Below are 22,210 nucleotides of genomic sequence, written 5' to 3' on the forward strand. Positions count from 1 at the left end.
GAAAATAACGCCCCCAGCACACGCGGGGACGCTATTTTCAGGATAAATTCATCACTCTTAGAAAATGGGATGAATCACACGAGAATCAGGGAAATTCTCCTGCTGTTCCTCGCTCTGAACAATAATTCGATCAGCAAAGGTGTAGAGCATCTTACCGGTCATCGTCGGCAGAGTCGGGCGGTCAAAACACTCAATATAAAGAGTCTTTACGCCAAAAAGTTTAGCCGCAACAAAGAAAGGAACAGCAACACCCGCACCCGCAGAAACAACCGCATCCGGGCGTTCCTTCGGGAAAATACGAAATGCCAAGAACAAATTACGAATAGCGTTCTTAATATTTCGAGTGGTCGGGTAATACGCCCAATAGGTCTTCTCATCAGCGAGAGAAGATTCAACATCGGGCTGCTTAAAGCTAACCCACACACGGTCATAATCCTGCCACGCAGCAGAAGTAGCCGTCAGATGCTTCAAGTGTCCGCCACTGCTGGAGACCAGCAGCAACTTCTTCTTCGGTGCCTGAGAGGAAGTAGCCTCAGTCATAGTGTTCTCCTAAAGCCCCAATACAAGAGAAAAATAAGAAGAGAAGATAAGGGAGAGCCTCGGGCCCGGCGGAACCCGCACCGGCAGACCTGCCGCAACAAATCCGCCTCAGCAGGTGCCACCGCACCCTACGCTCAAGGACGAAGGACGAACCCGCACAGAAGCGAGGCATCCATCAATAACCCCGATTACGCGCGGTCCAGTTACTCCCGGTCTAGTTATTCGCGGTCCAGGAACACTGCCAGAGCGTTCACGCCCTCAAGCTGATCCAGCTGAGCGAAGAGCTCACGAACCTGCTGCAGAGAAGTAGCCGCAGTCACCGGAACCAGAGCCACGCCGCCAGCCTGAACGAAACGCAGCTGGGTCGACAGGGGAGTAGCGGTGCTCAGGCTAATCACCAGAGGAGTCTCGCTCTTCTCAACCAGCGATTCGGGAGTGTGGCGGGTGAGAGCGTCACGGACCGAAGCGTAATCGGTGAAACGTGCGTATTCGGTGGGCAGAACACGCTGCAGCATCTGGTACAGGTGCTCAACACCGCGGTCAGTACCGGGCAGAATGACAATGCCGGAAGCGCCAGCGCTCTTCACGTCGCCATCGGGAGCACCAATGGTGCGCAGCAGCATGAACGCGTCATTCGCCTCAGAGGTGGAACCCAGCTCGTGAACGGGGATACCAGCATCTTCCAGACGATCAGCGTAACCAACGTGACGCATGGTGCGGTCACGACCGTACGCCAGCACAGCACCAATCAGCAGACCGGCGACAGCACCAACAATACCCATCTTCACCGGGCCAAGAGCTGAGGAAGAAGAAGGAACCTGAGCCTCGCTCATCACGCGACCACCGGTAGTGGAAGTCAGCTGAATCTGAGCGCGACGGTCCTGCAACTGAGAGAGCAGACCCGCACGGCTGTTATCACCCTCGAGGGCAGAAATCTGCTCATCAATCTGGCGCAGAGCAGAATCAACACTGCTCTTCAGCGACTCGGAACGAACCTGCAGGTATGCGTTCGCCATAGCGTTAGCGTAACGTGCAGCCTCCGTACCGTTGGGGCGGGTCACCTCAACATCCAGAACAGCAGTCTGGGAGGTGCCGGTCACCTTGACGGAGTTCATGAGGCGGCTGGTCAGCTGAGCCTCAGAGAGGGTATCGCCATTAGCAATCAGAGACTTTGCCGCGTTCTGTGCAACCTCGCGAGAGGATGCAACGCGAGACTCGGTCGCAATATCCACCTTCGCGGAGTTAGCGCTACCGGTACCGGCGGGATCAACCACCAGCGGGTAAACAACCAGCGAAGCCTTAGAAGTGTACTTGCTATTGGTCATGTAGCCGTAGACGGCACCCGCCACAGCGAAAACCACAACCGACAGCAGAATCAGCAGACGGTGTCGGAAAATGCGACGTACCTGGTTGCCAAGGGTAACCGAGGAGGTATGAGAGGTGTTATCCATGAGGACATCCTAGAGGAAGAGAAACGGACACTAAATATCGGAGAAAAACGTAGAGGAAGCTGAAGGCTTAAGACTTCGCGCGGCGGGCGGAAAGGAAACGCTCAATACCGAGAGCCTTACGGAAGCGGTACAGCACCGCGCCGTACACCGGCACCAGTAGCACCACGTACACGATGACGCCCAGCACGCTCTGACCCAAGAAAGCCAAAGACGCCAGAGCGCACACCGTCGGAACAGCCGCACCCAAGAAGAGTGACGGAGCCATCTCGCGAACCGAAGCGCGAATACCAACGAGGCGGAATACCTGGTAGCTCGCCAGGAAGGTGTCAATCAGCAGAGCAGACGCCCACGCCGTCACCGCACCGTACAAGCCCCAAACCGGAACCAAGGTGAAGTTCAAGGTCACAGCCACCACCAGCGAGGAGAGTTTGTTCAACAGCTGCCAGCGGCTCTTACCGCTCATCAGCAGAACGGACTGCACGCCACCGGCGCTCATCGACAGCATCGCCGCCGGGCAAATCACCCAGAGAATACCGGCGCCAGCCTCAAAGCCCTTACCGAAGAAATGCAACAGCACCGGACCAAAGAACGCCAGGGAGAGGTAGAACGGCCACGACAGAGCAGTCAACACGCGAGTGGTCGACAAGAAAATCTCTCGAGCACGATCTAGCTGACGGGTAGCCAACGCCGCACTAATCGACGGTCCGGTCACCACGCGTCCGGTGTGCTCAATCATGGTGCCCACACGAACACAACGGTTCACAGCACCATAGATACCACCGGCAGCGGCACCCAAGAACGCCGTCACCACCAGCACGTCAATCCACTCCAGGATGGTTTCCACAATGGTAGCGACACCGCGTGCAGAGCTGAAACCCCAGAACGAACGGAACGTCTCAGGCGGAGAATCCTCAGAAGAAAGAACCTCCACATGCTCCTCGGAAGGGAACGCCCGCTCCAAAAGCCACAGGGCAACCACCGCAGTAATCGCCACCGGGATGGTCCAGGCGTACACCAAATCCATGAGCTGACCCGAGAACAGAACAACCAAACCCACCGCCGCAAAACGCAGAGTGGGAAGCAGAACATTCTGCAGGAGCGTAAAGGTCACCACACGATGCAGGCCACGCAGAGCGCCGAAGAACACCGTCATCAGCGCCGCTATCAGCACGAAAGCCGAACTGACACGCATCGCCGCCTGATACTGGGGAGCCATCGGCACAATCTCGGTGTAGATGTACACACCCGCCACCAGAAGCACCGAAGTCACCAGCGAAGGAATCAGACCGTAACGGATCAGCTGCGGAAGCACACCGTAACGACCCAGCGCACGCTGAGCACTCATCGTACGAACCAAGCCCGTATCCGCGCCGAAAGTCACCAGCGAAATCGCAATCGCGAACAACGCCATCAGACGGAAAAACTCGCCCGAACCCTCAGCACCAATACCGTTCGACACCACCATCGTGGTCACGAACGCGATACCCGCGCCGTACATCACGCACAGAGAAGCAAGAGAGCCGCTCTTTGCCAGGCTGGGCTGCTTAGCCTTTCCGGGAGCTTTCTTAACCGGCACGCTCTTCGCGGATGCGCTATCTGCCTGAGCACCTGACGCGGAAGGCTTAGCCTTCTCATTCGGAGTCTTTTCTTCCTGCGCCTTTTCTACAGACTCAGCAGTAGCCGAGGCAACCCGCCGGGAACCGGACAGATGAGCACCCACTACAGCGGTAGCGTTTGCCGCTGAGGAACCAGCAGTCGAAGTACCTGACTCCGAAGAACCCGCCTCCAAAGAATCGGGCAGTAACTCTTCGGAAGCAAAGCCTCGAGCCGGAGGCACAATCGACAGCGCCGTGGTCGCAGGAAAACGACCGGAACGGATATCGTCCACCGTGGGAGCAAACTCATCGGCAGAAGACTCTGCCTGCGGGTCAGCCTGCTCCACTACCGGCTCCACATACTCGCCGCTCTCACGCAGACGCGCACGGCGGCTAGGGTGACCACCCGTCGAATACGCATCCTCGAAAGATGAAACTGCAGAAGTATCTAAACCACGAGGGGACTGATTCTTCGTCATAGCCCCTCACCATCCCGAATGGAACGAATGCACGCCATCGATGCGAGCATCAGAATGGTCAGCTGAGCAATATCGAAGCTGTAGAAGATAAAGACGACGCAACATGCGACCGGCACGCTATGCAGCCAGTACCCGGAGGCGGTCTTCACTCGCGCGCCGCTTGCCACAGTGCACACCATGAAGAGCGCGAACAGGGCCAGGCCCACGAAACCGAAGCAGAACATCAGAGTCCACAGGTAACCCTGGGTACCCATCGACACACCAATGCTCGGTTCCATACGCGGAGTGCCGTAACCGATAATCGGGGACTCCAAAGTCGCCTTCCAGGTGGCACGGTAGAGCGCCGCACGACCACCGGTGGAGTCCGAGTAGTCCTGACGACCCAGAATATTGTCCACGGTGCCCGAAGCAAAGAGTGCAACAACCACAGCTGCAATCGCCGCAATACCCATACCTACAGCACGCCAATTAGCCGCCAGGAACTGACGCAGCAGTACGTACGCCGCGCTAATACCCAGGCCAATAAACATGCCGCGGTTACTGGTTGCAATCGCAGGAACAGTAGAAAGAGCCATACCGACCAGCAGCGCGATACGCAGCCAGATGGAACGCAGACGCAACAGGCACGCCAGCATCACCGGGGTGAGCAGAGTGTACGCCAGACCCCAACTATTCGCGTAAGGGAACGGCGCGGAGGGGCGAATATACGCCTCGGGAGCACCCCACGGACGCTGAACCTCCGCCAGCGGAGGAAGCATGTAGTCGCGCACCAGCGGGTTCTGCATAAAGCCAGAAGGCATGATGAAGCTCATCGGGGTACGCAGACGGAACTCGGGGAAGAGAACGCCGCCGTAACCCAGAACAATGAGAGTCACCCACAGAGTCGCCAGACCGCCCAACAACCTGTTGAGGCTAATGGAGGAACGCGCGTTGTAGTAGTACAGGGCGTAAATACCCGCACTGAGAATGTTCACAAAACGCAGACCCCAACCGATCATGTCGGTGGAACGGGTCAGAGCAAGCGCCGCAACAACAACCCATACGCAGAATGCACCCCACACCCACAGGGAACCGGGCACACGCACATTACCTCGAATAATGAGGTAAAAGAGCATGATCGCTGCCAGTACCAGCGGCGCAATCTGAAGCAACCCCATAGCCCACAGCGCCGGGAAGCCATAGAGCAACGCCAGCAGGGGCCAGGCGGGGAGCTTCTTCTGCGCTGTCGACATCGGGCGGATGCGCGCGCGGGCACGCAGAATACCGCTGGGTGGCGTACTAGCCGACCCCGCGGAATCCTTTAGCGCCACGGGCGAAGCACCCGGATGAGAAAGAACGGAAGAGGAAACCATGTCTGTGCGATACCTGGTTAGAGACCTCGACCGGTCTTCTGGACGAGATCAAGAAGCGTAGCGGGCTTAATAATGCCGGTGGATACAACGTATGCTGCCCAAGCACGAAGCTGCTTGGGGTCACGGCGCAGAGCGGCACGAGCGTAAGCGCGCGCCTCCTTGTTGTTGCCCAGAGACGCCTGAGCGTAGGCGATCTGACCGGCAATACGTGCCAGGCCTTTGGGGTCCTGCTCAAATTCGGGGAACTTACGCAGAATGTAGCTCAGACCGTCAACCATGGACTGCCACTTGCCGGAGAAGAAAGAGGGGCGGTCCCAGAGCACCAGAATCAGCGGCTCGGGCACGCTCAGTACATCGCCGTGGCGGGTTGCACGCAGCAACAGGTCGTAGTCTTCACCGTAGGCGGTGGGCAGCTCCTCATCGACAAGGCCGATGCGGGCGGGCTTACCGTCAACGCCGAGCAAATCCTCGCGAGAGTACAGCATAGCGGAAGGGTGAATCTCGGTGATGCGCGAACGCAGGAAGTCCGCGAAGGTCGCACGCTCGGGTGCCAGGCGTACGATGTCCTGACCGCCGGAGCGGACGGTAATACCCGAAGAGATAGCGGCTGCTTCGGGGTTTTCGCGCCAGAGAGCGACCTGCTGGGTGAGCTTGGACGGCATCCAGTAGTCGTCGTCATCGCAGAAGCCAATCATCTCACCGCTGGAGGCGATAATGCCGCTGTTGCGGCCGCCAGCCAGACCGCCGGAGCGGGTATTGGAGACAATCTTCAGAGCACGGTTCTCACCGACCTCAATATCTTCGAGATGGTCGGGCTCAACACGGTCAAAGACGACAACAACCTCAACGAAGCCACGGTAGCTCTGCTCAAGGATGGAGCGTACCGCCACGCGCAGCAGCTCGGGGCGCTTGCCGTTGGTTGCAATCACGGCGGAAACAGCAGGGGTGCGAGAGGTGAAGTGCATCATTGGGTTTCTCCTTACTCAGCGGGGGTCGCGAGGCTAACGTACTTGCGACGCATGGACAGCAGAACAGTTGCGGCGTTAGCCAGCAGAAGCAGTGCGTAGACGATGACGAATACGGGGCCGAAACCAACGAAAATGTAAATCCAGCAGAGGGTGCCAGCGTCCATGTGCAGGTTGATGAAGGAACGCAGGGGGCCACCGGTCGGAGGAGCCGCGGTCTTGCGGTTGTTGCGCAGCTGCTCAGCCAGAATCTGGCTCATGAAGTGACCTGCGGTCAGCGCGGTGAAAATCATCGGCATGGCAATAATCCAGCCGTTGAATGCGCTGGAACCGGTGAAGGAGTAGTGCGCCGGGTACAGCAGGAAGGAGAGCAGAGTTGCCATGTGCACGGAGGGCACACGGATGGAGTCGACCACATGGTCGAGCCACTCACCGGCGGGGGAGGACGCACCGGTCACGCGAGCAACCTGGCCGTCAGCGGAGTCCAGGCCGTAACCGAGAGCGAAAAGCAGTGCAACGCAGATGCCCACACCAATGCTGGGAGGGCAGGTAATCAGAACGATGAGGCCTGCAGCGGAACATGCAGCGGAAATCGCGGTGACGCCGTTGGGGGTGATGCCCAGAGCGACAGCTGCCGCGGCGAAGTAGCGTGCTACTCGGCGGTTGACCCAGCGGGTGTAGGCGGGAACGCCAATGCCGGGCTTCTGCGCTGCTTCAAGAGAGCGCAGGGTGTGAGAAAACTTCGCAGAAAATCCCGATGCGGGTGCGGAGTTCGGGGCGTGAGGTGCCTCAGAGGTGGACATGCACATTCCTTTTTAATCGGTGAGAGGAGTGAAGGAGAGTGAATTACTCCCTTTCGGGGTGGTTGCGAGAAAGTCCGGAAGTCTCGCACGCGAAAAAAGAGGTGGTTGGTCCCTTTTTTCACGTACACCACTATATAGATATTTTACAACGAGATGAAGTGCAACAGGGGGCGTGTGGTCAGGGTCAACAATTGTGTCGTAAAAACCCTCTGACAATGCGCTTTGGTGCAGATTTGCGGGATCCTTCGGGTAGGCTTGGTGTGCTGTTAGAGGGGGTTATCGGCGCTTTGTTCTCGTGAATTGTGGATTTAGAAAACATTTCTGAACATTGTGCAGAGAGGCACATGACAGAAGCACAAATAATGGGAATAAATGATGCAAAAAACACGGAAAAGTGGGGAATATACGCAAATGGGGTTTGATTTCCTGAATCATTCAGAAAATCAAACCCCATTTAGCTGAGATTATCTAGAAGGTATTAGTTCCTTCGAGACTGCATCGGAACGCGGGTTCCGACTCCGTTATTGACGATGCGTCGCTCGCCCTGGCCGGCTGCCGCGTTGTTCGCGTTGTCGACCACGGGCTGCTCAGCCTCGTGTGCGGCGGGAGCATCCGCCTCCTTGTCGCCTTCCTTCTCGGCGGGCTGCTCAGCAACCGGTGCCTTGGAGGTAGCCTGCAAATCGAAGCTCACATTCGGGCGAACGTTACGTCGGCTAATGCCCGGGTGAACCTCAACAGCGATGAGGTTCTCACCAGCCTTCAGCTGAGAAGCCGGAACGGTGAAGGTCACCGGAGTCTTCTGAGCCGTAGCGGTATCAATCGAGCTCGATGCAATCGCGCTATTCCACAGCTTTCCACGAGTGTCAAAGTTGGAACGACCAACCTCTTCACCGTTGACACCCACCGCAATAGCGTCATCCGCGTAAGTGGTCAGCACGAGATCACGGCTGGCCTGCTCACGAGTGAGCTGGATGGTGGTGTAGGCGTAGATATTGTGGCGGGAACGCACGAGCGGAACCTTAACGGAGGTGTTGAGGTTACCAGTACCGACCCCAATCGGGGTCTTGCCGGTCTGCCATGCTTCCTGCGCGATATCTTCCAGGCTGAAGTGGAAGTTGTACTTCCAACCGTACTTACGGTTGGGAGCCTTGCTGGAGACCATGTACTTCCACTCGGACGCGTAGGGCAGAACAATCTGGTCCTTAGCGGCCTCGTCCTTCTGATCGTCCTTAGGAGTTTCTTCCTTCGGATCGGCAGGCTTCGGGTTCTCTTCCTTCGGTACCTCAGTAGTCGCTTCTGCACTCGGGGTAGCGCTTGCCGAAGCACTGGGGTCAGCGCTCGCGGTCGGGTCAGCACTTGCCGTGGGGTCTGCAGTAGCAGTCGGGTCAGCGGTAGGCGTTGCGGTCGCGGTCTCCGTGGGGGTAGGAGTCGGTCGCACCGGAGCTACCTGGACCGGAGTGGACGCAGAGTAGTTATCCGAGCTATCCACAGCGCGCACAAAGTAACGTGCGTTATCGGTGTGGTCAATCTCGAACTTCGTACCCGAAGTGCTAGCAATGACGCGGTCATCACGCAGAATCTGGTAGCGGACACTACCGGTATCCTGTACAGCATCCCAGGTCAGAACGTCCTTATCGTCCTTCAGCTCAACCTGCAGGTTCTGCGGGGTAGCCGGAGGAGTCACATCGCGGGCCTCAAAGCGCGCAAAACCGACGGTATCCTGAGTACCGTGAACACCCAGCGAACGGTGAATATCGCCGCCAACCCACAGGGTGCCCTTCGAATCCACGAAAGACTCCCAGATACCGAATCCGTGGTCACCCTTAATAGCAGGGGAGAACTCCGGCAGCATCTTACCGCTGTCCTTATCGAAAGCAGCAACCAGCTTGACCGAGTGAATCACGCTCGAACCGCCCACGGGGGTCCGCTTGTTACGCGAATCCTGGTAGAGGAAGTCGCCGCAGTGGCAGGCGCCGTAGATGGTGTTACCGTGCAGGTGCAGATCCTGGAAGTCTCCACCATCGCGGGTAATCGCGGTGTAGGTGGGGGTCAAGGACGCCTTATCGTAACGAGAGATGAGGTGCTCAGTACCGCCCACCCAGACGCCGGTACCGGCATCCTGGACGTCGAACTGGAAACCCCAAATTTTGGTTTCATTACGCAGGTCAGAGACATTAGCGCCAGCAGGAATCTCAGACTGCTGGTACGCCCACGGGCTGCCCTTCTGCATATGCTGAGTAATATCAGCCACGCGGTAGGCAAGGCCACCGTTGAGCCAGGTGAAGTAACCGGCTACGTAAACATGAGAGTTATCAGCGGAGGCGCTAATACCGTTGACAGTACCGTTGAACACCTGGCGCCAGTTACGGTCTATACTCACAATACCGGGCACACCGTTAGAAGGCTCGCCCAACTTAAAACGGGCAATATTGCGCGAATACGCCTCACCCGCCTTTTCACTTTCATAAATGTGGGTAAAGGTGCCGCCAATATACACGTAGTCACCCTGACGGTGAATGGTCTTCACCGTCATGACCTCGGTACGAATGCGATCTTCGACTTTAACCTGGGCCCATTCAGGGGCAACTTCACCGGTTGTGGCGTCAACAACGACGAAGCTCTCATGCTTCTCACCGTTAACAAGCTTGAAGTTACCGCCAACAGCCAAACGGTTATTCGGCAGAGCCTCAACAGCCTTCACCTGACCGTCAACAGTCAGCTTAAAATCGCGGCGCAACTCGCCGGTCACCGGGTCAAAAGCAGCAATATTAGATTGCGCAACACGCTCACCGGTAGAGGACTCAAGGTACTCGAAGTCGCCACCAATAAACACGCTGGAGGTGCCGTTACCGTGATCGACCTCGGTAATGGCCTCAACGTAGGTGTTCATTTCGCCGGTTTTACCGGAGGCGGTCCTGGCGCTGGTTCGCCAGCGCCAATCCGCCGAACGGCTATTGGGCAGGGCACGACGAGCGCTCGCCGGGGTACCGGAATCCGGGATAGCGCCCAGGTTCAAATCATTCTGGGTCAGCTTCGGGCGCAGGAACATCTGGGTGTAACCGAAAGAGGCCTCACCGTTGCTTTCCTTACCGTAGATGTAGGAGTTCCGCGCATCGGTGATTGCCGGCTCAGAGCCATCCTGCGAAATGGGAGAGTTTGCACCGTAACGGAAACCCATACGGTAATCCTGGGACGCCAACTCATCAAACATCAAAGTCTTGAAGCCGTTGTTCTGTCCACGCAGAATGTGGTCTTCCCACGTGCCATCAGGCCAGTCCCTGCGGCCATTTTCATTGTAGGAAGAGAACTCGTCAGGGTTCGTGACGATCGCATTAGACCAGACAGCGTTCGAACGCAGAGCCCAGGTCCACTCGGAGGTCTGACGGCGGTCAACCGTCGCCTCCTGCCACTTAGTGCCAGAAGTGTTTACAGCGCGACGGAAACGGTAACCATCGGACAGCTGATCGGGGCGGGTGCCGTTGAGTAGTTGAGAAATAGTGGTGCCCGAAAGCTGAATCGGGGTCTTCGCGGCGGGCAGGGAGCTCAGAGGCTTGCCCTGCTCGAGAGTCAAACCGGACGATGCGGGTGCGGCATCGCTGTAGAGCTGGGAGGTATCGCCCTGACCCTCATAGTTTTCGGTCCAGCCGTCACGGCCCTCACCAATCTTGACCCAGCCGCCGCCATCAGTCTCCTGATCGCAGTAGAACTGAGTCGGCTGGCTCATCGCGGGAGTGTACAACCAGTAGGCGCCGCTCTTTGCCTCGGGGTTAGCCTGCTTGGCTTCCCAACAGCTGGCGGCAGCACGCTCGGAGGTCGTGCCATTGTAGAAAGCAGAGTCCCTTTTTTCCGCAGTCTGTTCGACAGCGGTACTCGGCGTAATAGCGGGGATAGCTACGGGCAAAGCCAAAGCCGTAGCAATGCTCAAGCAAAGAGTTGAGCGGGTAATAGCAGAACGAGAAAAGCCTGAGCCCGTCATGCCAAGGTGGGCTTTCATAATATCTCCAAATGAATGCCAAGAAATGTTATTGAACGCGCATCAACGTTAATGCGCTATGGACGATAATGCGCGGTTTCCGGCGAATCATAGCTGGAAACCGGCATCTTTAGTTAGACCCTAACAATCAGGATTGTTCGGGAAATCATGGGTCGCAATCTTCCACTGACCATCGACCTGAACGAGGGTGTAAATATTGAGTGAACGCTTCGGAGAATTGTCATCCTTTACGGGCTGATTATTCTCGTCATAGATCTTCACAGAGGAAGAATCCATGCATACTTCCAGCATGCGCGCGGGCTGACCCTTGTACTGAGTTGCAGTCATACGGGGAGTGCCCACAACAGTGGAAGAACCTTCATAGTGCCAGCCTGCCAGTGCGTATTCGGAAGCCTGCACGGCAAACTCAGCGGCAGCGGAATCAACAGCCACAGCCTCGATGGAGCGAATCGTCTCATCATCGAGAACGGCACGAGCCTGCTCAACGTTCTGCTGCTCAGCTTCTTCATCGCTGCTCGGGTCAGCGGTGCGTTCGGGGGAGGGAGCGGCGGAAGGAGCTGCCTTAACCTTAGTCAGAATGTTCTCAAAAGAATTGACCAGCTCGGTAGTCTTCTTCACTTCTTCAGTGTCAACGGGCACGGAAGAAGCGTTCTTCATTTCCTCCGAACCGGTGTAAATCTCTTCAAGCTTCTGACCGTCAGAAGAAGTAGCCTCAGCATCTGCCTTGGGGGACGCCTCGCCCGAAGCCTCGGCGGATGCAGAAGCGGTGCCCTGTTCAGAGACATGGGGAGAGGTGCTCGACGACTGGTTTGACGAAGCGTGTGCAGAAGCGGAAACGCTTGCGGAAGCAGAAGCGGAGGAGGAGCTGTCGGTGCTCGGGTTTTCAGTAGCGCAAGCGCTCAGAACCAGAGCAGATACTGCAAGGGTGCCCAGAGTGCCCAGAACGCGGGACCGGGAGGGCTGCTTGAAGAATGCTGACATAGGAAGCCTCTTTAGTGGTTGGAGTGAGATTGACTATATTCCGGAAGATAATACCTTGCGCGATGGCAAAGCACCTAAAGGCTAACACGCAAAGCTGGGAAAATACTTAGATTCGCAAAAATAACGTTTTTATAAATGATGAGAATAAGCCCTAACTAATGCTCTATTTTGGCTTGATTAGAAGGTAAATATATATCTCTGAATGAAAAAACCTTCATGTAAATGAATGAAATGGATTCACTATGTGCAAAAAAGTCCCGGGTTGGTTATAAAACCAACCCGGGACAATAGGGTGAACATCACTAAAATTCTTTGTCATATAGTGGTATATCGCCCCGATGAGGGATTATGCCGCCTGGACAGCCTCGGTGCTTGCCGAATAGTTATCCGCAGTATCTACCGCACGCACATAGTAGCGGGCGCCATCGCGGTGATCCACCGAATAGCTCGTACCCGTAACCGTTGCAATAGGACGATCATCGCGCAGAACCTGGTACCTCACCTTACGCTCGGAAATACCGGACCAGGTCAGCTGATCCTTCGAACCATTCGTCGTAACCTTCAGGTTGCTCGGAGTAGCCGGAGGAGCCACATCGCGAGGCGCATAACGAGCGAAGCCAATAGTCGGCTGCACACCATTAGCACCCAGCGACTTACGGATATCGCCACCAACCCACAGAGTGCCGGTCGAATCCACGAAGGACTCCCACACACCGTAGCCATACGCGCCGTTCATAATCGGGGCGAACTCCGGCAGCATCTTGCCGCTGTCCTTATCGAAGGCAGCTACCAGACGAATTGTCTGAGCGTTAGTCGCGTTCTCCCACTCCGAATAGACCGTATCTGCGCCCTGGAAGAGGAAATCGCCGCAGTGGCATGCACCGTAAATAGTGTTGCCGCTCAGATGCAGATCCTGGAAGTCGCCACCCTCGCGAGTAATCGCGCTGTCGGTGCGGCGCATCGAGCTCTTCTCGTAGCGGGTAATCATATGCTCGGTGCCACCCACCCAGACGGAGGAGCCAGCATCCTGAACATCGAACTGGAAGCCCCACATCCTGCGCTCATTCTTCAAGTCATTCAGGTTCGCGCCCTTGGGGGTGTATGAAGGGCGGTGGTTCCACGTCAGCGGATTCGTGCTATTACCCTGCATATGAGCGAGACGGAACGCCTCCTGATTATTCAGCTGAGTGAAGTAGCCAGCAACGTACACATCGGCGTTGCCCTCAGAAGCGCTCACGCCGTTGACCGTACCGTTAAAGACCGGACGCCAGTTCCAGTCCACCTCACCATTGCTCAACTTAATGCGAGCCAGGTTCCTCGCGTACGCGTAGGTGGGGGAGGTCTGACCCTTCAGGTGAGTGAAGGAGCCACCAATGTAGAGGTAGCCGTCACGCACATGCAGGGTCTTAATCTGTACCGGGACAGAAGCGATGCGGCTGACCACGCGGATATCCCAGTCCTTAGCCACCTGGCCGGTCTGAGGATCCAGAAGCACGAAACCGTTGTAGTACTCGCCATTCACCCGGTCGAAGGAGCCACCCACGGCAAGCAGGCCGTTCGGCAGGGCCTCAACGGACTTCACCTGACCGTTAATCTTCGGGCGGAAGGAACGGCGCAGCTCGCCGGTACCCACCTCGTAGCCCGCCAGGAAAGCCTGCTCGACCTTCTCGCCGCTTGCCGACTCAACATACGCGAAATCGCCACCGGTAAAGACAGCGCCACCAACCTCGGTGATCGCCTCAACCTGGGTGTTCATTTCACCCTTCTTGCCGGTACCGGTGTCAGCGCTGGTGCGCCACTTCCACTTCTCGGAGTAGCTATTGGGCAACGCGCGGCGGTTACTTGCCGGAGCACCCTGCTGGCCATAGGCGTGCAGACCCTTAGCCGCCAAATCGTTCTGAGTCACCTTCGGGCGCAAGAACATCTGAGTAAACACCAGAGGAGCGGTCGAATCATCCGCCGGACGGTAAATATACGCCGAAGGACGGTTCATCAGGTAAGTCTCGGTCCACCAAGTAATCTGGGCGTTGCGACCGTAAGTAAAGCCCAACTTGTAGCCCTGTGACGCCTTCTCTTCGAAATGCAGAGAACGGAAATCATCATACTCGTGGGTGAAGATGCTACCGGCCACCTGACCACGGTTCGTGTAGTTATAACGGTTACTGTACTGCCAGGTGTTCTTAACCGAAATATTTGACCAGAACATCTTCGAACGCAAAGTCCAAGTCCATTCGGTACTGGAATCACGGCGAGCCGTGAAATCCTGCCAGGTAGTACCCTCAACGTTCATTGCGCGATGGAAACGCACGCCGTCAGGCAGATCCTGCGGACGGGTACCGTTCAGTAGCGCATTTACGGTCACGCCGGAGAGCTGCACAGCATCAAAACCGGTCGGGTTCTTATGCAGCTGATCAGCGCTACCACGACCGTAGTAGTTCTCAGTCCAGCTCTCACGGCCGCGGCCAATCATAACCCAGCCGCCGCCATCAGTTTCCTGATCACAATAGAACTGCTCAGGAGCGCTCATTGCAGGGGTGTACAACCAGTACGCGCCGCTCTTGCCACGCGGATTATTCTGCTTAGCCTCCCAGCAGCTCGCCGCAGCGCGCTCGCTCGACGAACCATCATAGTAGCGCGCATCAGCAGCCTGCGCACCCGAAGCAATCGGACCCAAAGAAGCCGCAACCATCGCAAAAGAAGCAGCCGCCGCGCCCAAAGCACGCGAAGCAGAACGAGAAGCTACGCGAGAGCCCTCAGAAGCGGAGGAAGCAACGCCCTGCGAACGCCCTCCACGCGTGAACGGAAGAAAATTCATTTGTCTCTCCTAGAGACCTCAACCGGTATACAGCAGAAAAATGCAATTCACACAGCAACACCCACCCAACACAAGGCACAGCATAGTGACCATGCATCGGGGAAAGAAGAAGCGGTATGAACTGCACTAACAGCGAGTCTGCTGCCGGAATCAGTGAGTGTAGTTATCGGAAATTGAATGAATACGCCCCACAACCTCAGGCACGAAGCCAACAATGGCAACGCACCCGTACGAAGCGGAACGCTAAAAATCTGTGAAGCCTCCCCTGCCGTACCAACAGCGAAGAAACACCACAGACAAAGATTCAGCCCATCATCGGAAGGACGGAAGCAACCCATCCGACGCAATGAATCCCAACCCATCATAGCCGCCACAGGGGCGAAGAGATAGCAAACTGGGCAACACGGACCGAACCAAAACTATAGGGGGCATACACCCCGGGTGCACCACCGCCTGATTCGGACCCCGCAAACCCTGCGGAGCCCGAACCAGGCGGCGGCTCAAAGAAACTAGATCAGCAACCTGACCTAAGCCTGAGCAGCTCCCGTAGAAGCCGAGAAATTCTCAGACGCATCGATGGAACGCACGTAGTAGCGAGCGCCATCGGTGTGCTCAACCTCGTAGCTGGTACCCGAGACCGTAGCAATCACACGGTCATCACGCAACACCTGGTAACGGGTGCCCGCCTCGCGAACGCCAGACCAGGACAGCTTATCGGTCGAGCCATCACGCTGAACCGACAGGTTCGACGGAGTCGACGGGGGAGTGACGTCGCGAGGCGCAAAACGAGCAAAACCGACAGTGCGCTGCTCACCATTAGCACCCAGCGAACGGTTGATGTCGCCACCAACCCACAGGTTGCCGCGAGAATCCACGAAGGACTCCCAGACGCCGTAGCCGCTAGCACCCTTCAGAACCGGGCTGAACTCGCCAACAACCTCGCCGCTGTCCTTATCGAACGCTGCGACCAGGCGCATACGGTGAACCGCCTTCGACTCCTTCCAATAGGTGTGGTAGCCGGTGGAACCCTCAAAGAGAACGTCACCGCAGTGGCACGCACCGTAAATGGTGTTACCGCTCAGGTGCAGATCCTGCCAGTCGCCACCGTACTTAGAAATTGCGGTGGAGATACGGCCGTAACCGTTCTTCGAGTAGTTCGCAATCAGGTGGTCAGCACCAGCAGTCCACACGGTCGAGCCGGCATCCTGAACATCGAATTGGAACGCGTACACAATGCGGTCAGTAATGTTCAGCTTCAGCGACGGCTCCCACTCCCACTTAATGTTCGAAGCGTTAGAGCCATTCAGCGCAGCCAAGCGGAACGCACGCTGGTTATTCAGCTCAGTGAAGTAACCCGCAGCGTGAACAGTCGAGTTATCGGACGCGGCGGTAATGCCGTTGACCGTACCGTTGAAGTTCGGGCGCCAGTTCCAATCCACCGCACCGTTCGAAAGATTAATACGAGCGGCACCACGAGAGTAAGCGTACGCCTTAGAAGTGTTGCCCTTCACGTGGGTGAAGTTACCGCCAATGTAGAGGTAACCATCCTGAACCAGCAGGGTCTTCACCTGAGCCGCAGCACCGTTACGGCGCTGAACCTGAACATCCCAGGTGCGGTCAATCTGACCGGTGGTCGCATCCAGAATGACGAAGTGATCAACCTTCTCGCCGTTGACCTCGGTGAACTCGCCACCGACCGCCAGGCGGTTATTCGGCAGCGCCTCAAGAGCCTTAATCTGGCCGTTGAAGGTCGGGCGGAAGGAACGAACCAGCTCGCCCGAATCCACGTTGTAGCCAGCCAGGTACGACTGGTCCACGCGCTCGCCGCCAGCAGACTCAACGTACTTGAAGTCGCCACCGGTGAAGACGGTGTCACCCACCTGAGTAATAGCCTGAACGTAGGTGTTCATCTCGTTCTTCTTGCCGGTGCCAGTCTGCTCACTGGTGCGCCAGCGAACGGGCATCGTGTAGCTATTCGGCAGGGCGCGGCGGTTACTAGCCGCGGAGCCAGAACCAATCTGCGAGAAGTTCAGGTCACGCTGAGTCAGCTTCGGACGCAGGAACACCTGAGTGAAGGGGATGGAGTAACCAGCGGAACCACGCTTCTGGTAAATGTATGAATCCGGATTCTCATTACCGAAGTTCACCAGCGCACCGTACGCAAAACCAATCTGGTAGCCCTGGTTCGGGTTCGCGAAGAAACGAACAGAACTGGTGGTAATACCCGGAGCCATCTCCGAAGCATGACGACCCATATGAGCGGTGCGGTTAATACCGGCACCGGTGAACTTCACGGTGCCCCAGCGCTGACCGTAGCTCATTGCCCAGGTCCACTGCTCAGTCTGAGGACGCTGAACATAAACGTTCTGCCACTGGGTGCCCCTTGCATTGTGGGCACGGTGCAGGCGCATGCCGTCGGGAAGGTCCTGAGGCTTAATACCGTTCAGCAGCGCATCGACAGTGTTTGCGGGAAGCTGGACCGGGGTAAAAGCAGAAGGGCCCGTGGGGTTCTGATGCAGCTGGTTCGGGTCGCCGGTGCCGTTGTAAGACTCGGTCCAACCCTCACGACCGCGACCAATCATGACCCAGCCGCCGCCATCAGTTTCCTGATCGCAGTAGAACTGCGCCGGACCGCTCATCTGCGGGGTGTACAGCCAGTAAGTGCCAGAGGAGGCGGAAGGATTAACCTGCTTGACCTCGTAACAGGAAGCAGCCGCCTTATCGCTGCTGGAACCGTCATGGGTTCCGGTCGCAGCCGAGGCGGGAGTAGTAGGAGTAAGAGGTGCCGCAGTAAAAGCAGTACCAAAAGCGAGTGCGAAAGCACCCCACTTCTTAGCAGACCATGAATGGGCATGGCGCTTTTCAGCGGGTTTGTTCGTGTATGTGGTTGTCATATGCGTCTTTCTGATGCGACGTTCCGGAAGAAACATCGAAAGATACGGTGAATTTAGCGCACTAGAAAAACCGCAGTAAATACTGAAAACCTGAGGTTGGTTGGAAGAGGTAAACAGAATCCGGAAGGGGATATACTGTCTGGTTTTTCTGTAAGCGTTAATGATTAGGGTACAGGATTAAGCTGTGAAAATAATGGTGCACAAAGTGCAAAGATGCCCGTGAGTGTGTGATTTGCGCCCCATGCGATGAACGTTGTGGCACAGGAACAGACACGGAAGAAAACCATACTCAAATATCACCCACGAAAGCGACAATCGAGTGCAAAAAGGAATATATTCCGTCACAGAAGAGTACAAGAGAAAAATGCCAGAAAAAGCAGACAAGTCCTACAATGGAAAAGCCGCAAAAAACACCCCAAAACGCACAAAAAGCACCGTGAGATAAAGGCAAATTCACTCGGACACCCCAACCGGCACCGCCCAATACCGACCATCCATAGAAGCCCTCCACCAGCTCAACCGCCGCAAGCGAAGACCCCAGATTCAGGAGAACCCGTGAGCACCACCCGAAAAGCTACCGCACAGCCCCTCGAGGCACCCCTGCAGCCCCTCCTGAACACCCTCAACCAACTCAGCAGTTGGGCGGCAATCCGCACCGCAGCCTCCGCACAGCCCAGCGAACGCAGTGCACGCACCCTCATCGGCGCCGTCGCCGGAACCCATGCCGCACTCATCGCAGACATCTCCACCGCAGTACGCGGCGCCACCGGTGAAGCGCTCAGCCTCATCATCGCCCCCACCGACCGCCAGGCAGAAGACCTCGCCGCAGCGCTGCGCTCCTACCTGCCCGCCGCCGACATCGCGCTCTTCCCCGCATGGGAAACCCTGCCGCACGAACGCCTCTCACCGCGCTCCGACACCGTCGGCCGCCGCCTGCAGGTACTACGCGCCATCACTGGGGAAACATCCAAACGCCCGCAGGTCGTCATCGCACCCGTGCGCGCCGTCATCCAGCCCATCGTCACCGGCATCGAAAAACTCGAACCCGTACACCTGGTCCGCGGCGAAGAATACCCCTTCAAAGACGTAGTACGAGGACTTAACGACGCCGCCTACTCCCGCGTAGACCTCGTCGCCAAGCGCGGCGAGTACGCGGTGCGCGGCGGCATTATCGACGTTTTCCCGCCCACCGCAAACACCCCCGTACGCCTCGAATTCTTCGGCGACGAACTCGACGAAATGCGCCACTTCTCCGTCGCCGACCAGCGCACCCTCAGCGGGGGAGAGGAACTCACCGAACTCACGCTGCTGCCCTGCCGCGAACTGCTTATCACCCCCGAGGTGATGAGCCGAGCCGCACGCCTGAAGGCAGACTACCCGGCAGCCGCATCCATGCTTGAGAAGATTGCGGGCGGAATCTACGTCGAAGGCATGGAATCGCTCACCCCGCTACTCATCGAATCCATGACCACCCTCACCGCGCTGCTGCCGGCAGGGTCCATGATCATCAATGTCGAACCCGAACGCGTGCGCGCCCGCGCCGAAGACCTCGTCGCCACCAACGAGGAATTCCTCGCCGCCGCCTGGGACACCTCCGCAGAAGCCGATGCTGTAGCACCCATCGACCTGGGCCAGCTGCGCATGAGCGACAGCGGATTCCGAACTATTGACCAAACCACCGCACAGGCACTCGAAGCCAAGCTCAGCTGGTGGGAAATCACCGAACTCGTCACCGACGCAGACCTGCTCGAAGACGCCGCCGGAGCAATCCAGAGCCAGAGCATCGCCGACGCCATCGAAGACGGCATCGACACCTACACCGTCAATGCCGTCCCCGCAACCGCATTCAACGGCTCCGTCGAACGCATGCTCAGCCAGGTTGGCGATCTCATCCAGAAACAGTGGACCGTCCTTGCCCTCACCAACGGCCGCGGCTCCACCGACCGACTTATCGACCTCTTCCACTCCGGGGAAGGGGCGCTCGCCGTACCCGCAGCCCGCCGCACCAGCCTCGAAGCCGACCCCGCAGGCGACCTCGAGCACGGCATCGTTGAGGTGTGCGAGGCGCCCGCCTCCGCAGGCTTCCTGATTGAGGAGGCGAAGCTCGCCGTCTTCACCGAAGCCGAACTGCTCGGACGCCGCGGCACCTACGCACCCCGAGGCGCCGCCGGGCAGAAATTCAAGACCCGTCGTCGCCGTAACGCAGTCGACCCGCTCGCACTGAACCCCGGCGACTACGTGGTGCACGAACGCCACGGCATCGGTCGCTTTGTCGAGATGACCTCCCGCCCGGTGGCGGGTGCCTCCCCGGTCAACGGCGTGCAACCCATGAAGGAATACCTGGTCATCGAGTACGCCCCCGCCAAGCGCGGTGGCGCACCCGACCGACTCTTCGTGCCCTCCGACCAGCTGGACCTCATCTCCAACTATGTGGGCGGCGAGAACCCGAGCCTCTCCAAGATGGGTGGCAGTGACTGGGCGAAGACCAAGTCCCGCGCTCGCAAGGCTGTCAAGGAAATCGCCGCGGACCTGGTGAAACTCTACTCGGCACGTCAGGCATCGCGCGGTCACGCTTTCGCCCCCGACACCCCCTGGCAGCGTGAGCTGGAAGAGTCCTTCCCCTACAACGAGACCCCCGACCAGCTCACCGCCATCCACGAGGTGAAGGAAGACATGGAGAAGGAAATTCCCATGGACCGCCTCATCTCCGGCGACGTGGGCTTCGGTAAAACCGAAGTCGCCGTGCGTGCCGCGTTCAAGGCGGTACAGGACGGCAAGCAGGTCGCGGTGCTCGTGCCTACGACCCTGCTCGCTCAGCAGCACTACGAGACGTTCAGCGAGCGTTTCTCGGGCTTCCCCGTGAAGATTCGTGTGCTCTCCCGCTTCCAGAAGGCGAAGGAAACCCGACAGATTACCGAAGAAATCGCCTCCGGCGCGGTGGACGTGGTGATTGGTACGCACCGCATCCTCTCGGACAGTGTGGTATTCAAGGACCTGGGCCTGGTCATCATTGACGAGGAACAGCGCTTTGGTGTGGAGCATAAGGAAAAGCTCAAGCAGATGCGCACGAATGTGGACGTGCTCGCCATGAGCGCGACCCCGATTCCGCGCACCCTGGAGATGTCGCTGACCGGCATCCGCGAGACCTCCACCCTGGCGACCGCCCCCGAGGAGCGCCACCCCGTGCTGACCTTCGTTGGCCCGCGCACCGACAGCCAGATTACGGCCGCGATTCGCCGAGAGCTCATGCGTGAAGGACAGGTGTTCTTCGTGCACAACCGCGTGGCTGACATTGACGATGTTGCCGCAGAAATCGGCAAGCTCGTGCCGGAGGCGCGCATCGCCACCGCGCACGGCCGCATGAGTGAGTCGCGCCTGGAGCAGATTATTGTGGACTTCTGGGAGCGCCGCTTTGACGTGCTGGTGTGCACCACCATCGTGGAGACCGGCCTGGATATTTCGAACGCGAACACGCTCATTGTGGACCATGCCCAGAACTACGGTCTGAGCCAGCTGCACCAGCTGCGCGGACGCGTGGGTCGTGGCCGCGAGCGCGCCTACGCGTACTTCCTGTACCCGGTGGATAAGACCCTCGGCGAGATTGCGCACGAGCGTCTGAAAGCTGTGGCTACCCACAATGAGCTGGGCGCGGGTCTCCAGCTTGCCATGAAGGACCTGGAGATTCGCGGCGCGGGTAACCTGCTCGGCGGCGAACAGTCCGGTCATATTGCTGGTGTTGGTTTTGACCTGTACCTGCGCCTGGTGGGTGAGGCCGTGGCGAACTACCGCGGCGAGAAGGAAGAGCGCGAGGTCGAAACGAAGATTGACCTGCCCGTCAACGCGCACATTCCGCACACCTATATCGACTCGGAGCGTCTGCGCCTGCAGGCATACCGTCAGATTGCCGCCGCCGATACCGAAGAGAAGATTGCAGAGGCACGCGAGGAACTGGTCGACCGTTACGGCGAGCTGCCGGAGGCGGTAGAGAACCTGCTTGCCGTGGCGACGGTGCGTATGCACGCCCGTGCTGCCGGTATTCATGAGCTGGTGGTTCTGGGCCCGAAGGTTCGCGTGGTGACCGGTGCGCCGCTGCCGGAGTCCCGTCAGATGCGCCTGAAGCGCGTGTACCCGGGCTCCACGCACGCTCAGCCGAAGGGTATGGATACCTGGCTGACGCTGGTTCCGCGCCCGAAGACCATGCCGGTGGGCGGTAAGGATCTGGTGGATGGCGCGATGCTGCAGTGGGCTGAGAAGTTCATTAACTCGATTTATGCCGAGAAACCGCAGGCACTCGAGGACTAGAGACTAGAAGAATAGGGGAGCGCTCGGTCATACCGGGCT

Annotated in this window: 11 protein-coding genes; 1 reads left to right on the forward strand and 10 read right to left on the reverse strand. The window is 57.9% G+C overall.

Features of this window, described 5'->3' with window-relative positions; all coding sequences use genetic code 11:
- Nucleotides 1-57: 57 nt before the first annotated feature.
- The 10 genes from pssD to QZ540_RS03680 all read right to left on the reverse strand — a co-directional run bounded on the left by pssD (nucleotide 58) and on the right by QZ540_RS03680 (nucleotide 17,869).
- Entirely contained in the window at nucleotides 58-540 is a 483-nt protein-coding gene (gene pssD / locus QZ540_RS03635) for a PssD/Cps14F family polysaccharide biosynthesis glycosyltransferase (RefSeq protein WP_049327955.1), read from the reverse strand.
- Nucleotides 541-758: 218 nt separating this feature from the next.
- Nucleotides 759-1,991, reverse strand: coding sequence for a Wzz/FepE/Etk N-terminal domain-containing protein (locus QZ540_RS03640; RefSeq protein ID WP_294627821.1), 1,233 nt, complete (start codon nucleotides 1,989-1,991; stop codon nucleotides 759-761).
- Nucleotides 1,992-2,058: 67 nt separating this feature from the next.
- Nucleotides 2,059-4,065, reverse strand: coding sequence for a lipopolysaccharide biosynthesis protein (locus QZ540_RS03645; protein WP_294627823.1), 2,007 nt, complete (start codon nucleotides 4,063-4,065; stop codon nucleotides 2,059-2,061).
- Nucleotides 4,062-5,417 (reverse strand): O-antigen ligase, encoded by a 1,356-nt coding sequence (locus QZ540_RS03650; RefSeq protein ID WP_294627826.1) that lies wholly within the window; start codon nucleotides 5,415-5,417, stop codon nucleotides 4,062-4,064. Before QZ540_RS03650 ends, QZ540_RS03645 begins: the two co-directional genes overlap by 4 nt.
- A 17-nt stretch (nucleotides 5,418-5,434) precedes the next feature.
- Nucleotides 5,435-6,385: a glycosyltransferase gene (locus QZ540_RS03655; protein ID WP_294627828.1), complete on the reverse strand. Its 951-nt coding sequence runs from the start codon at nucleotides 6,383-6,385 to the stop codon at nucleotides 5,435-5,437.
- Nucleotides 6,386-6,396: 11 nt separating this feature from the next.
- Entirely contained in the window at nucleotides 6,397-7,185 is a 789-nt protein-coding gene (locus QZ540_RS03660) for a CDP-alcohol phosphatidyltransferase family protein (RefSeq protein WP_294627830.1), read from the reverse strand.
- A 478-nt stretch (nucleotides 7,186-7,663) separates the two neighbouring features.
- Nucleotides 7,664-11,179, reverse strand: a complete 3,516-nt coding sequence (locus tag QZ540_RS03665) for a fibrinogen-like YCDxxxxGGGW domain-containing protein (protein WP_294627832.1) — start codon at nucleotides 11,177-11,179, stop codon at nucleotides 7,664-7,666.
- Nucleotides 11,180-11,299: 120 nt separating this feature from the next.
- A complete protein-coding gene (locus QZ540_RS03670; protein WP_294627834.1) occupies nucleotides 11,300-12,160 on the reverse strand; it encodes a hypothetical protein in 861 nt (286 codons plus the stop codon).
- Between the two features lie 346 nt (nucleotides 12,161-12,506).
- Complete coding sequence (locus QZ540_RS03675; protein WP_294627836.1) at nucleotides 12,507-14,975, reverse strand: fibrinogen-like YCDxxxxGGGW domain-containing protein; 2,469 nt, start codon at nucleotides 14,973-14,975, stop codon at nucleotides 12,507-12,509.
- A gap of 527 nt (nucleotides 14,976-15,502) precedes the next feature.
- Nucleotides 15,503-17,869: a fibrinogen-like YCDxxxxGGGW domain-containing protein gene (locus tag QZ540_RS03680; RefSeq protein WP_294627838.1), complete on the reverse strand. Its 2,367-nt coding sequence runs from the start codon at nucleotides 17,867-17,869 to the stop codon at nucleotides 15,503-15,505.
- A 555-nt stretch (nucleotides 17,870-18,424) separates the two neighbouring features.
- Here QZ540_RS03680 and mfd point away from each other — a divergent pair.
- Nucleotides 18,425-22,171, forward strand: coding sequence for a transcription-repair coupling factor (gene mfd, locus QZ540_RS03685; RefSeq protein ID WP_294627840.1), 3,747 nt, complete (start codon nucleotides 18,425-18,427; stop codon nucleotides 22,169-22,171).
- Nucleotides 22,172-22,210: the final 39 nt, after the last annotated feature.

Source organism: uncultured Rothia sp. (assembly GCF_916049665.1).
GTDB lineage: Bacteria > Actinomycetota > Actinomycetes > Actinomycetales > Micrococcaceae > Rothia.

Coding starts and splice junctions, on each gene's coding strand:
- QZ540_RS03665 (WP_294627832.1), bottom strand. CDS start 11,179: ATGAAAGCCCACCTTGGCATGACGGGCTCAGGCTTTTCTCGTTCTGCT.
- QZ540_RS03640 (WP_294627821.1), bottom strand. CDS start 1,991: ATGGATAACACCTCTCATACCTCCTCGGTTACCCTTGGCAACCAGGTA.
- QZ540_RS03660 (WP_294627830.1), bottom strand. CDS start 7,185: ATGTCCACCTCTGAGGCACCTCACGCCCCGAACTCCGCACCCGCATCG.
- QZ540_RS03650 (WP_294627826.1), bottom strand. CDS start 5,417: ATGGTTTCCTCTTCCGTTCTTTCTCATCCGGGTGCTTCGCCCGTGGCG.
- pssD (WP_049327955.1), bottom strand. CDS start 540: ATGACTGAGGCTACTTCCTCTCAGGCACCGAAGAAGAAGTTGCTGCTG.
- QZ540_RS03675 (WP_294627836.1), bottom strand. CDS start 14,975: ATGAATTTTCTTCCGTTCACGCGTGGAGGGCGTTCGCAGGGCGTTGCT.
- QZ540_RS03645 (WP_294627823.1), bottom strand. CDS start 4,065: ATGACGAAGAATCAGTCCCCTCGTGGTTTAGATACTTCTGCAGTTTCA.
- QZ540_RS03670 (WP_294627834.1), bottom strand. CDS start 12,160: ATGTCAGCATTCTTCAAGCAGCCCTCCCGGTCCCGCGTTCTGGGCACT.
- QZ540_RS03655 (WP_294627828.1), bottom strand. CDS start 6,385: ATGATGCACTTCACCTCTCGCACCCCTGCTGTTTCCGCCGTGATTGCA.
- QZ540_RS03680 (WP_294627838.1), bottom strand. CDS start 17,869: ATGACAACCACATACACGAACAAACCCGCTGAAAAGCGCCATGCCCAT.